Origin of the sequence: Sanguibacter inulinus (assembly GCF_013415325.1) — a bacterium.
GTDB lineage: Bacteria > Actinomycetota > Actinomycetes > Actinomycetales > Cellulomonadaceae > Sanguibacter > Sanguibacter inulinus.
On the sequence record NZ_JACBYE010000012.1, the window covers coordinates 41,804 to 53,831 of the forward strand.

The 12,028-nt window shown below is 68.1% G+C and carries 13 protein-coding genes; 7 read left to right on the plus strand and 6 right to left on the minus strand.

Going from position 1 to position 12,028, the window contains the following annotated elements:
* Positions 1-218 precede the first annotated feature (218 nt).
* Complete coding sequence (locus HZZ10_RS07030) at positions 219-473, minus strand: hypothetical protein (RefSeq protein ID WP_179912971.1); 255 nt, start codon at positions 471-473, stop codon at positions 219-221.
* A gap of 367 nt (positions 474-840) precedes the next feature.
* On the opposite strand from HZZ10_RS07030, the gene nrdH reads away from it, so the two are divergent.
* From nrdH to HZZ10_RS07045, 3 genes are read left to right on the plus strand one after another with little or no spacing between them, the layout of a single operon-like run.
* A complete protein-coding gene (gene nrdH, locus HZZ10_RS07035; RefSeq protein WP_179912972.1) occupies positions 841-1,074 on the plus strand; it encodes a glutaredoxin-like protein NrdH in 234 nt (77 codons plus the stop codon).
* A 41-nt stretch (positions 1,075-1,115) separates the two neighbouring features.
* Positions 1,116-1,811 (plus strand): SOS response-associated peptidase, encoded by a 696-nt coding sequence (locus HZZ10_RS07040; RefSeq protein WP_179912973.1) that lies wholly within the window; start codon positions 1,116-1,118, stop codon positions 1,809-1,811.
* Between the two features lie 44 nt (positions 1,812-1,855).
* Complete coding sequence (locus HZZ10_RS07045; RefSeq protein WP_179912974.1) at positions 1,856-2,029, plus strand: hypothetical protein; 174 nt, start codon at positions 1,856-1,858, stop codon at positions 2,027-2,029.
* On the opposite strand, the gene HZZ10_RS07050 is transcribed toward HZZ10_RS07045, so the two are convergent.
* Positions 2,004-2,219 (minus strand): hypothetical protein, encoded by a 216-nt coding sequence (locus HZZ10_RS07050; RefSeq protein ID WP_179912975.1) that lies wholly within the window; start codon positions 2,217-2,219, stop codon positions 2,004-2,006. The genes HZZ10_RS07045 and HZZ10_RS07050 overlap by 26 nt on opposite strands.
* Positions 2,220-2,479: 260 nt before the next feature.
* Positions 2,480-3,073, minus strand: a complete 594-nt coding sequence (locus HZZ10_RS19450; protein WP_218928518.1) for a TetR/AcrR family transcriptional regulator — start codon at positions 3,071-3,073, stop codon at positions 2,480-2,482.
* Positions 3,074-3,158: 85 nt separating this feature from the next.
* On the opposite strand from HZZ10_RS19450, the gene HZZ10_RS07060 reads away from it, so the two are divergent.
* Complete coding sequence (locus HZZ10_RS07060; protein WP_179912976.1) at positions 3,159-4,085, plus strand: aldo/keto reductase; 927 nt, start codon at positions 3,159-3,161, stop codon at positions 4,083-4,085.
* A 77-nt stretch (positions 4,086-4,162) separates the two neighbouring features.
* On the opposite strand, the gene HZZ10_RS07065 is transcribed toward HZZ10_RS07060, so the two are convergent.
* Both HZZ10_RS07065 and HZZ10_RS07070 read right to left on the minus strand, forming a co-directional pair.
* A complete protein-coding gene (locus tag HZZ10_RS07065; protein ID WP_179912977.1) occupies positions 4,163-6,673 on the minus strand; it encodes an excinuclease ABC subunit UvrA in 2,511 nt (836 codons plus the stop codon).
* Positions 6,674-6,763: 90 nt separating this feature from the next.
* A complete protein-coding gene (locus tag HZZ10_RS07070) occupies positions 6,764-8,353 on the minus strand; it encodes a zinc-binding dehydrogenase (RefSeq protein WP_179912978.1) in 1,590 nt (529 codons plus the stop codon).
* Positions 8,354-8,419: 66 nt separating this feature from the next.
* On the opposite strand from HZZ10_RS07070, the gene HZZ10_RS07075 reads away from it, so the two are divergent.
* From HZZ10_RS07075 to HZZ10_RS07085, 3 genes are read left to right on the plus strand one after another with little or no spacing between them, the layout of a single operon-like run.
* The gene (locus HZZ10_RS07075) at positions 8,420-8,773 is read left to right on the plus strand and encodes an MmcQ/YjbR family DNA-binding protein (RefSeq protein ID WP_218928519.1); all 354 of its coding nucleotides are present in this window, start codon (positions 8,420-8,422) and stop codon (positions 8,771-8,773) included.
* Entirely contained in the window at positions 8,770-10,116 is a 1,347-nt protein-coding gene (locus tag HZZ10_RS07080; RefSeq protein ID WP_179912979.1) for a replication-associated recombination protein A, read from the plus strand. Before HZZ10_RS07075 ends, HZZ10_RS07080 begins: the two co-directional genes overlap by 4 nt.
* On the plus strand, positions 10,113-11,540 hold the full coding sequence (locus tag HZZ10_RS07085; protein WP_179912980.1) for a carboxylesterase family protein: 1,428 nt from the start codon (positions 10,113-10,115) through the stop codon (positions 11,538-11,540). The genes HZZ10_RS07080 and HZZ10_RS07085 overlap by 4 nt, the downstream gene beginning before the upstream one ends.
* A gap of 116 nt (positions 11,541-11,656) precedes the next feature.
* On the opposite strand, the gene HZZ10_RS07090 is transcribed toward HZZ10_RS07085, so the two are convergent.
* Entirely contained in the window at positions 11,657-12,016 is a 360-nt protein-coding gene (locus tag HZZ10_RS07090; RefSeq protein WP_179912981.1) for a cyclophilin-like fold protein, read from the minus strand.
* Positions 12,017-12,028 lie beyond the last annotated feature (12 nt).

Below are 12,028 nucleotides of genomic sequence, written 5' to 3' on the forward strand. Positions count from 1 at the left end.
GGGTGCCAACGAACCAGCACGCGATCGCGCGCAGTGCGCACGACCACACCAGGGACGACCTGCGTTGACGTCGACCAGACCAGGCGCACCAGCACCGGGATCTCGTGCGACCCCGGCCACCGGCGCACCGCACGCTCTGGCGGGGCCGCCAGAGCGTTGCGCGGAGCGATGAAGAGTCGGCCGTCAGTCATCGAACAAGTGTACGAGTGGAACCAGTGTCAGTGGGCGGTGGTCTCGAGCGAGGACTCCATGCTCGAGGCGAGCTCGCCGCACTTCTGAGCGACGAAATCGGCTCCCTGCTGGTGACCGTTGGGCATGACTCCGTAGCGAGCGCCGCCGACGTCACCGAGGGTGTCGGCCAGGGTGAGAGCGATCGAGTTGGGGAAGTCGGGGTGCTTGAGCGTGAGCGCGAAGGCACGCAGCAGGTCGACGTGGTCGTGGGCGTCACTCGGATCGATCGTGATCGTTGTCATGCTTCAACCGTGCCACCCAGAGCGCACGGGCGTAACACCCTACTCAGGTACACAGGGCAGAGTCCTGAGAAGCCGGCTCGCCCGTCGCTGCGCGCCCGACGAGTTGACGAAGGCCGCTGCGCGGCCGCGGTTTCCCCGAGAGGTGAGGATCGTTCCTGCCGCTCCATCATTGCCGCCGCGCCCTACGCGCAAGCAGCTGCGCTGCCGGCTCCTCCGAGACTTTCACGGCCGCGTCGCTTCGCTCCTGACATCGACCATGAAACTCTCTCCTCCACCGCCCTACGGGTTGCACTCCAGGCGCTCAAACGGCACTGGCTCCGCTATCAGGACGATCCCTTCACCTGACCGACACCCGCAGGAGGACCCCATGACCACCAACCCCGTCACCGTCTACTCCAAGCCCGCCTGCGTACCGTGCGACGCGACCTACCGGGCCCTCGACAAGCACGGCATCACCTACGACGTCGTCGACCTCACCCAGGACCCGACCGCTCTCGAGCTCGTGCGATCCCTCGGCTATCTCCAAGCACCCGTCGTCATCGCCGGCGACACCCACTGGTCCGGCTTCCGACCCGACCAGATCGCCACCCTCGCTGCCTAACCCACGAGCAGCCCGCGCGATCGCGTGGCAGGCTCGGAGACATGTGCGGCAGGTATGCAAGTGATATCGCGATCGACGACCTCATGGCGTTCTTCGACGCTAAGCCCGGCACTGCCTACGCCTGGGCCGGGCGGTACTCCATCGCGCCGAGCACCCGCGCACCGATCGTCCGGGAGTGGCTCGACGAGGGCGAGCTCCACCGCGACGTCGACGAAGCCCGCTGGGGCCTACGGCCAGGATGGGCCAAGGAGTCCGGCCCGCGGCCGATCAACGCGAGAATCGAGACCGCGGCGACCTCAGGCATGTTCCGCTCGTCGTTCGCCTCTCAGCGGTGCCTGGTGCCCATGACGGGCTACTACGAGTGGGAGACGACCCCGAGCGGGAAGCAGCCGCACTACATTCACGGCCCCGGACCTCTCGCGGCCGCCGGCCTCTACGCCGCGCGCAAGGACGAGGTGTCGGGGGAGTGGGCGCTATCGTACACGATCATCACTCGCGAGGCCCGCGACGCCTCCGGTGAGATCCACGACCGCATGCCCACGTTCCTCTTGCCGGACCTGTGGGACGACTGGCTGACCCCCGACAAGCTCGACGACAAGGACGCCATGGTCGAAGCTCTGACGTCGTCGTCGGAGCAGGTCGCGGCCACGATCACCACGCACCGCGTCGACCGCAAGGTCAACAGCACGCCGAAGGCCGACCCGTCCGACCCGAGCCTCATCGCCCCGATCGACTGACAGGCCGGCCCACCGGCGTCAGAGGCCAGGCCTACGATCAGCCCGTGATCCACCTCGAAGCACCCACGCACCGCATCCCCGCAGACAAAACCGACCGCGACGACGAGGCCGGCGCTCTGCTCACCGCCAACGGCGCGACCTACGAGGAGGCCCGCGACGCTCTCTACGACCAGGTGCCCGAGGGATACCGGCTCACGTGGATTCGACGGGTGAGCTGACGGGCTCTTCCTTGACCTTCATGAAGGTGTCGGTCAGCAAGCCGGCGACCTCGACGGACGTCACCAGCACGAAGCCCTTGTTACCGAGGTACTGGAGCGCCTCCACGCGGGGTTGATCGCAGGCGGGGGACACCCACTCGCGGCGTGGGTCCAGTTGAAACGTCAAGACGTCGTACTCCACCTGTGGCATAGATCGCACCGTACCGCCCAGCGGCCTCGTGTTCTACGGCGCAGCGGGTGAGATGAGGACGTTCCGAAAACGATCGTTTTCGGTGGTGGGGCCGGCAGTTCGTGGCAGCGGTCACCAGAAACGGTGCCCACCCGAACCTCGGTTGTGAATCGACACCATTATTGGGGCGGTCGCTTTCGTGCTAGTTCTGGCGCCCCCGAAACCCCGGGCGCGGGGCTTCACTGAAGCGGCGGTCTTGGGCGCCCAGGCGAAGGGCGTTGTTAGTTGGGTGTCAGGTCGTGGAAAGCGACGTCGAGCATCTCGCGCAGGGTGCGCGTCTCGTGGTCCTCGACCCAGGCGGTCATGGCGACGTTGAGCGCGCTCAGGCTGATCTGCACGGAGACCCGGGCGCGGACTGGGACGTCTGCCCCGGTGAGTCGCTCGGTGACGATGGGTGTGAGGAGCTCGGCCCATGCCAGGTGCTTTTCGACGTTGCGAGCGCGTAGCGACGGGGTGCTCGAGAGTAGCCGGATGGCGACCTTGTCGCGCTCGGTCTGCGGGCGGCTGGCGAGCATCGCGGCATACGCGGCGCGCAAGGACTCCATGACTGGCTCGTCCGTCGGGCGGGCTTCGAGGGCCGCCCGGACGAGCTCGCCGTTGGCCGCAAGAGTGCCGACCACCATGTCTTCCTTCGCCGGGAAGTATCTGTGCACGCTCCGGGTGGAAACCCCAGCCGCCGCCGCGACCTGCTCGACTGTGACGCACTCGAACCCGTGCTCGGCGAACAGGTCGATCGCCACGTCGGAGAGCTGCTGGCGCACGATGTCGCGAGTGACGGCTCGAAGCCCGCCGGTTCTGGTCTTGGTCTCAGTCACAACGAGATCCTACACCTGCCTAACTTGTCAGACTCTGCCAATCTATGCGTACACTGACGGCACAACTTCAAGAACGGACTCTCTCATGCACAAGCGCATTCTCGGTCAGCAGGGCCTGACCACCTCGGCTATCGGTTACGGCGCGATGGACACCGCCTTCGGCGAAGGCGCGGAGTACGACGCCGCGTCGACCGCTGCCATCAGGCAGGCCTACGACGACGGCGTCACCTTCTTCGACACCGCGGAGCTGTATGGCTGGGGCAAGGGGGAGAGGCTGCTCGGCACTGCCCTGGCCCCGGTCCGCGACGAGGTGGCGATCGCGACGAAGTTCGGCTTCACGCCCTCGTTCGCCCCGAACTCTCAGCCCGGCCACGTGCGAGACGTCGTCGACACCAGCCTGGGCAGCCTCGGAGTCGACCACATCGACGTGCTCTACCAGCACATCCACGATCCCGCCGTGCCGATCGAAGACGTCGTCGGAGTGATGAAGGAGTACGTCGACGCAGGCAAGGTGAAGTACCTGGGGCTGTCCAACACCACCCCCGAGAACGTCCGCAGGGCGCACGCGGTGCACCCGATCAGCGTCGTCCAGACCTCGTACTCGCTGTTCGACCGCGCGTCCGAGGAGTTCTTCCCCGTCCTCGAAGAGCTCGGGATCGGGCTCGTGGCCTACCGGCCCCTGGCCCGGGGATTCCTCACCGGCGCCGTCAAGCCTCTCGACGGATACCCGGCGGACGACTTCCGCCGCCACAACCCTTGGTGGGCTCCGGGCAACTTCGAGGTGAACCTCGAGATCGCCGAAGAGCTAACCGTCCTCGCCGAGAGCAAGGGCGTCACGCTCGCCCAGCTGTCGCTGGCCTGGCTACTGGCTCGCAAGCCCTACATCGTCCCGATCCCAGGGTCGCGCAACGGTGCCCGCGTCGCCGAGAACGACGCGGCCTCCGAGCTGGTCCTGTCGGCCGACGACCTGACGACGATCGACCTGATCATCCCTGGCGGCGCCAGGACTTGAGGGCTCGTCAGCACGTGGGCTGCCGCGAGGGGCGCAGACAGGGTGTCTTGCCAGCGAACTCTAGACGGCCGTGGGCGTCAGGTGAGGTATCTGCCAGTGGGGCTGTGGGCGGTGTGGGCGATCTGGTCTGGGGTGCCGGTGGCGACGATCTGCCCGCCGGCGGTGCCGCCTCCGGGGCCCAGGTCGATGATGTGGTCGGCGTTGCGGATCATGTCGAGGTCGTGCTCGATGATGATGACGGTCGCGCCGTGGTCGACGAGTCGTTGCAGGACGCTCAGGAGCGTGCGGATGTCGGTGGGGTGGAGCCCGATCGATGGTTCGTCGAGGACGAACAGCGTGCCGTGCTGGTCGCGGTCGATGTCGCCGGAGAGCTTGAGACGCTGCGCTTCTCCGCCGGAGAGGGCGGGGGTGGCTTCACCGAGGGTGAGGTACCCGAGCCCTAGGTCTGCGAGGACCTGCAGCCGCGAGTGTGCCTTCTTGAGGTCGGCGACAGCAGGCAGTGCTTGCTCGATGGTGAGGCGAAGGACGGCGGGGAGGCTGAGAGCCTCAGCGTCGTCCTGCTTCGGGACTCGCAGGATGTCGTGCGCGGTGGGGTTGTAGCGGCTGCCATCACAGGCTGTGCAGACGATGTCGACGTCGGGGAGGAACTGGACGTCGAGCGAGATCTGCCCCGTGCCGTCGCAGGTCGGGCATCGCAGCGAGCCTGTGTTGTAGGAGAAGTCTCCGGCCTTGAGCCCGCGTTCTTTCGCGTCAGGCGTGGCAGCGTAGGCGCGGCGGAGGTCGTCCAGGACGCCGCTGTAGGTGGCCACTGTGGAGCGGACGTTCACGCCGATGGGCGCTGCGTCGACGACCGCCACCGTGGTGATCCCGTCCGGTTCGACGCTCGTGACGTGTGGGGGGAGCGGGTCGCCCGCCGCGCTGGCCTGGAGGGCAGGGACGAGTCCCTCGAGGACGAGGGTTGTCTTGCCCGAGCCGGACACTCCGGTGACGGCGGTGAGTCGGCCCTTGGGGATGTCGACGTCGAGGGCGTGGACGGTGTGGATGGGGGTGGTGGACAGGCGCAGACGACCCTCGTCGAAGACTGTTCCGGCCGCGAGGTCGGGACGTATCCGTCCTGGCGCGTCGGGGCCGAGGTAGGGGGCGATGAGGGAGTGGGGGTTGTCTGCGAGGTCGGCTACGGTGCTGGACGCGATGACAGTTCCGCCGTGCATGCCGGACCCTGGGCCGATCTCGATGAGCCAGTCCGCCTTGCTGAGCACCTGTGCGTCGTGGTCGACGACCACGACTGAGTTGCCGTCTCTGAGGAGGTTGTGGATCACGGCGATGAGCCCGTCGATGTTGGAGGGGTGCAGGCCGATGGAGGGCTCGTCGAGGACGTAGAGCACACCGGTGGTGCGGTTGCGTACGGCGCGGGAGAGCTGGACGCGTTGCCGTTCCCCGGTGGAGAGCGTGGGCGACGCGCGGTCCAGGGTGAGGTATCCGAGCCCGAGGCCGATGAGCATCTGTGCGGTCTCGACCATCTGCGTGACGATGCTTGCCGCCATCGCGGTCATGTTCTCCGGCATCTGGGTCGGGAGAGCTTGAACCCATTCGGTCACGTCGTCGAGGGTCATAGCTGTTGCCTCGGGGAGGGTGATGCCTGCGACGAGGGTGGAGCGCGCGAGCGTGCTGAGGCGGGTGCCGTGGCAGTCGGGGCAGGTCTGCACGCTCAGGAAGCCTCTGATCCGTCCCAGACCCTTCTCCGTCTCGGCCTTCCTGAGTGCCTCGACGACGGACTGGTGGGCGTTGCGGTAGGTGGCGTTGAGCTCGAACAGCTTCCCGCTCTTCGAGGGGTAGAGGATCACCCGCTTCTCTTCTGGCCCGGCAAGTACGGTCTCGCGTTCGGCTGCGGTGAGGTCACGGAAGGGCACGTCGGTGCGGACTCCCATCTCGGCGACGACCTTCGCGTTCGCGACGAGCCCGAACATCGCCCATGGGGCCACGGCGCCGTCGTCGATGCTGAGCGACTCGTCAGGGACGAGCGTGCTGTCGTCGACGTCGCGGACGATGCCGGTCCCCTCGCACCGCGGGCACGCCCCCTCGCTGTTGAACGCGAAGGACTCGGCGCTGGGAGGGCCGAACACGACGTCGCAGACGGGGCACGTCAGCGGCAGGTCCAGCGCCACGTCGATCGTCGGGTCGAGGCGGTGCCCGTTGGGGCACTGGTGGTGCCCGAGACGGGAGAAGATCAGGCGCACGCTGTTGAGGAGCTCTGTCGACGTGCCGAACGTCGAGCGCACGCCCGGTATCGCGGGCCGTTGCCGCAAAGCAAGAGCCGACGGCACGTGCTCGACGCTGTCGACTGCGGCCCGCGCGGACTGGGTGAGGCGCCGCCGCGTGTAGGTCGACAGCGCCTCTAGGTACCGCCGTGACCCTTCCGCATACAGGACGCCCAGTGCGAGGGAGGACTTTCCGGACCCCGAGACGCCGGCGATCGAGACCAGCCTGTTCAGCGGGACGTCGACGTCGACGTCACGGAGGTTGTTGACGCGAGCGCCGCGCACACGGATCACGTCGGGCACGGGGTGGTCGGCACGGCTTGGTGTCATGGTCACGGTTCCTCGGCGAGTCGGTGGTCGCGGTGCGTACGGGGCAAGTTGGGCGTCAGGTGGTCTTGGTCGGACGGGTGTCGCTGCGGGTCACGACGTGGGGAGGACGACGACGTACTTGCCGGGCTGGTGGCGGGACTCGAGGTTGCGGTGCGCGTCGGCGACCTTCTCCAGTCCTTCGAAGGTCCCGGCGATGACGATGTTCAGAGTGCCCGCTTCGATGGCCTGCAGGTAGCGTCCCAGCGCGTCGGCGGGGAGGTCTGTCGCTTCGCCCGCATAGCTGGTGAGGTGAACCCCGGTGGGGATGGTGAACGGGTCGAAGTCAGGGATGGTCCAGCTCCCGCTGAGCGCACCGACGAAGCAGACCGTCCCACCGGAGCGGGTCACGGACAACGTGGCAGGAAGGGCCGGCGCGCCGACGAGCTCGAGGGCAGCGTCGAGACCGTCGGGCGCGATCGCGCGGATCGCCTCTGGCAGAGTCTCGTCGTCGACGAGGACATGGTCCGCGCCGACGCCTGTGAGCAGCTCCGCTCGGGCGGGGTTGCGGGTGGTAGCGAAGACCGTGGCACCTAGCTGGTGGGCGACCGCGACCGCGGTGAGTCCCACGGTGGACGTAGCGCCGTGGATGAGGACGCTCTGGCCGGCCTGCAGCGCGAGCCCTGTGATGAGCACGCCGTGCGCGGTCTGCAGCATCTCGGGAAGGCTTCCGACGACGTCCCATCCCAGGGCGGTGTCGAACGGGATCACGTTGGCCGCATCGACGACGGTGTACTCGGCGTAGCTGCCGTCGATGGTGCGCCCGAGGCCGCCCATCATGGTGGCGACCTTCTGGCCAGGGGCAAGGTCGACGCCTGCACCGACCGCATCCACGACCCCGACAGCTTCGATGCCCAGGACCCGGGGGAAGGAGAAGTCGGGGCCAGACTCTCCCTGGCGGCTCGTGACCTCGGACTCGTTGACCCCGAACGCCCTCACACGCAGACGCACCCACCCGGGACGCACCTCGGGGACGGGGACGTCAGTGATGGGGAGATCGTCGATGTCGACGGGGCCCGTGAGGCGGATCGCGCGCATCGTGTCAGGCATGGGTCTGCTCCTTCGTGGGGGACGGGGGGACGGGGGGTCGAGGGCCGGGACGGCGAGGAGACCTTCGAAGGACCGGCGGACGGTCACCTCGTCAAGAGCCTCGTCGGGGTGCGCCAGACGGTGGCTCCACCAACCCCACAGCAAGGCGTTCACGGCGAGCCCGGTGCTCTTCGGAAGTCGGCCGTGGAGCATGGCGAGGGAGTCATCCTCGACCGCTTGGAGGACCGCGGCCACGTCGGGGTTGCGGATGCCGTAGTGCCGAATCTCCGCGTACAGGCGGATGTCGTCGAGCGTCGGGCTCGTCGCACCGACCGTTGCCTCGACCAGCACGTCGACGATGTCTCCTGGTGTGCGCGCCTCGCGCAACGGTGCAGCGTAGCGGGGCTCGAGGTGGCTGCGGGTCGAGTCGAACGCACTCACGACGAGACTCTCGAGGGAAGGGAAGTAGTAGGTCATCGACCCCAGCGGTACCCCGGCGTGGGCGGCGATGCCGCGATAGGACGCCCCGGCTACGCCGTCGGCCGTGATCACCTCAAGGGTGGCCTGCAGGATCCGGTCGCGGCGTCCTGGGTCGTTGGGCTTGCCTCGGCGCACTTCTTCTCCATGTCTGACGTAGTGCGTACACTGGTACGTAGTCTAGACCAGAAGAAGGGGATACGCATGGATGGCGAAGCACTGCAGCGACATGCCCGCGAAGTCGCCGCGTCCCTGGAGGGCGTGAGCCACGGGCGTCCGTTCACCCCGCACCTGGACGTGTGGAAGGTGCACGGCAAGGTCTTCCTCATCGTCACCGACGACGACCCGGACCTGCAGATCATCACCGTCAAGGTCGACCCGCCCCACGGGGACGCGCTGCGCCGCGACATCGAGACGATCACGGTCGGGCACTACCTGGACAAGAAGCACTGGATCTCGGTCGGGCCCGGGACGGGCGTCACGAAGAACCTGATCAGCGACCTTGTGCACGACTCCTACGACCTCGCCGGAGACCGTGCGCGACAGGAGCAATCATGAACGACGCGCCGTCGCTGTTCGAGATCGACGACGACTCGCGGCCCTTGGCCGACAGGCTCCGGCCCCGCACCCTGGACGACGTCGTCGGCCAAGAGCACGTCCTCGGCGCAGAGGCGCCGATCGGGCGCATGGTCGAGGCCCACAAGCTCGTGTCGATGGTCCTGTGGGGCCCTCCCGGGTGCGGCAAGACCACGATCGCGCGGCTGCTGGCTGAGCAGACCGACCTGGCCTTCGAACCGCTCTCCGCCACGTTCTCCGGCGTCGCCGACCTACGAAAGGTGTTCCAGTCGGCTCAGCGCCGGCGCGAGATCGGGCAGGGCACGCTGTTGTTCGTCGACGAGATCCACCGCTTCAACCGCGCACAGCAGGACTCCTTCCTGCCCTACGTCGAGGACGGGACGATCGTCCTGGTCGGCGCGACGACAGAGAACCCCAGCTTCGAGCTCAACGGCGCACTGCTCTCGCGCAGCCAGGTCTTCGTCCTCAAGCGCCTCGACGAACCCGCCCTCGACACCCTCGTGGCCCGTGCCGAGGACCTCCTGGGTGCACCCCTGCCGCTCACAGACGACGCCCGCCAGGCGCTGACGGCCATGGCCGACGGCGACGGGCGCTACCTGCTGAACATGATCGAGCAGGTGCACTCCCTGCCCGCGCCCGTCGACCAGGCAGCGCTCACCGCCGCTGTGCAGCGACGCGCCCCGCTCTACGACAAGGCCCAAGAAGGTCACTACAACCTCATCTCCGCACTCCACAAGTCCATGCGCGGGTCCGACCCGGACGCTGCCCTGTACTGGTTGGCACGGATGCTCGAGGGAGGCGAAGACCCCCTATTCATCGCCCGCCGCATCACCCGATTCGCCACCGAGGACATCGGCATGGCCGACCCGGGCGCTGTCCAGCAGGCACTGGCCGCGTGGGACGTCTACGACCGTCTCGGCTCACCCGAGGGCGAGCTCGCCATCGCCCAGGCCGTGGTCTACCTGGCCACGGCACCCAAGTCGATCGGCGTCTACCGCGGCTTCACCATAGCGACGGCCGCAGCGCGCAAGACCGGGTCGCTCATGCCACCCGCGCACATCCTCAATGCCCCGACCCGCCTCATGAAGGACCTCGGCTACGGCCAGGGCTACCAGTACGACCCCGACACCCAGACCGGGTTCTCCGGCGCGGACTACTTCCCCGACGCCATGGCCCGCCAGACCTTCTACGAACCCACCACCAGCGGGTACGAGCGCAACATCACCGAACGACTCCGGCACTGGGCCACGCTGCGGGAAGGCACCTCCACGATGCCCACCGATCCGAGGCCGACCGACACTCCATCGAGAGGACCAGTCACATGACCACAACCCCCGCACCCCACGCCGTGCGCTCCTGGCTCGGGATCCCCTACGCCACCGCGAAGAGGTTCCGGCGCCCCGAGCTCGTGCCCTTCGACCCCGACCTGCCCTACAACCAGAAGGGCCCCGCCCCTCTCCAGGCCGGCGACGGCTCATGGCTCGAAGCCGACAACGGCTTCAGCGAAGACTGCCTCAACCTCAACGTGTGGGCCCCCGCCGACGCCGGCGACGAGCCGCTGCCCGTGGTCGTGTACATCTACGGCGGCGGCTGGATGATGGGCGCCAACACCCAGACCACCTCCAACGCCTCCGGACTCGCCGCGACCGGGCGTGCCGTCGGCGTCTCGATCAACTACCGGCTCGGCGCCTTCGGTTGGCTGTCCCTCTCCCAGCACGGCGGCGCCCTTGCCGAAGCGACCAACCTCGGGCTGCAGGACGTTGTTGCTGCGCTGAGCTGGGTGCGGGAGAACATCGCCCGGTTCGGCGGAGACCCCGACAACGTCACCGTCACCGGCCACAGCGCCGGCGCGTACTGCGCGCTCAGCCTGCTCGTCGCACCGTCCGCCGACGGCCTATACCACCACCTGGCCGCGTTCTCCGGGATGCCAGCCCGCCAGGTACCGGCGTGGGGAGGCGAAGAGCGCGCGCTGGCGGTCCTGACCGCGCTCGGGGCGCAAGACGCCCCAGAGAAGCTCTTGGACGTCGACGCGAAGGTGCTCGCCGAGGCGATGGCCGCCACGCAGTCCTCAGACCCTGGCGCCGCGCACGGGGTGGACAACGACCTCGTCGCCATCGCCGACGACCGGGACCAGCCGAACGGGATCCTGGTCGACCACCCCATGCGGATCCTCGAGTCCGGTCAGCACCGCGACGTCGACATCCTGTTCAGCAGCACGACCCACGAGACTGACTGGTGGGTCCTGCACAGGACCGCGGACTTCGACCCGGGGACCATCGACGGCCTCGTCGAAGAGTTCGCCACCCGCAACCGCATCCCTCGCAGCCGCGCCCGGAGGATCATCGCCGCGTACGACGTCGAGGGGCGCACGCCCGTCGAGGTCCGCGGTGCGCTGCTCACCGACTTCTCCTTCACCCTGCCCCAAGCCCGCGGAGCCCTCGCGCACGCCGCAGCCGGAGGCACCGCATACCTGCTCTCCGTCGGGGCGGTCGAGGGCGCGCACGCCGTGCACGGCACCGAGATGCACGGCATCGTCGGCCAGCAGGCCCCCGGTGCCAGCCCAGAGCAGGTCACCCGGGACGCCTTCGTCCGCGACGCCCTCCTCGCACTGGCGTCGGGACGCAGGGACGAGCTGTGGGAGCCGGTCTCGACACGGCCTGTGACCAAGGGCATCGGGCACCCGCCCTACGACCCCACGATCCACGCCATCGAGGTGTTGCGCACGTTCGAGGGCATCGAGCGGCCTTGAGCACGACAGCTCGCACCGCGTGACCGATCCGCTCGAGCGGACGTCTCACACGAGATGAGCCCCCGACCCGCGATCCCGGGTCGGGGGCTGATCTCACGATGGAAAGCGGGCTGGGTTCAGGCTCGTTCGATGGTCATCGTGAACGAGTCTCCTGCGGCTGCGATCGTCTCGAGGCCGCTGGTGACGGTGCCCAGGTGCACGATGCCCGGTTCGGGGATCTCGAGCTTTCCGTCGTCGGCGGTGAAGAAGATGATGTCGTGGCTAGGGGCCCAGTACCCGATCTGGCCCACTGCGTACGTCAGGGCGGTCTCGGTGACGCCGTCGAGGGCGCGTGGGAGCGGGCCTGGCTTCTCTCGGTCGAACAGGTCGTACATCTCGACGGTGACTGGCAGCAGGCTGACGAGGTCGCGGCCGGCGACCGAGTCGACGATCTCACCGGTCGCTTCGCCGCCGGGTAGGCTGAGGCGGATCTTCATGGTCGATCTCCT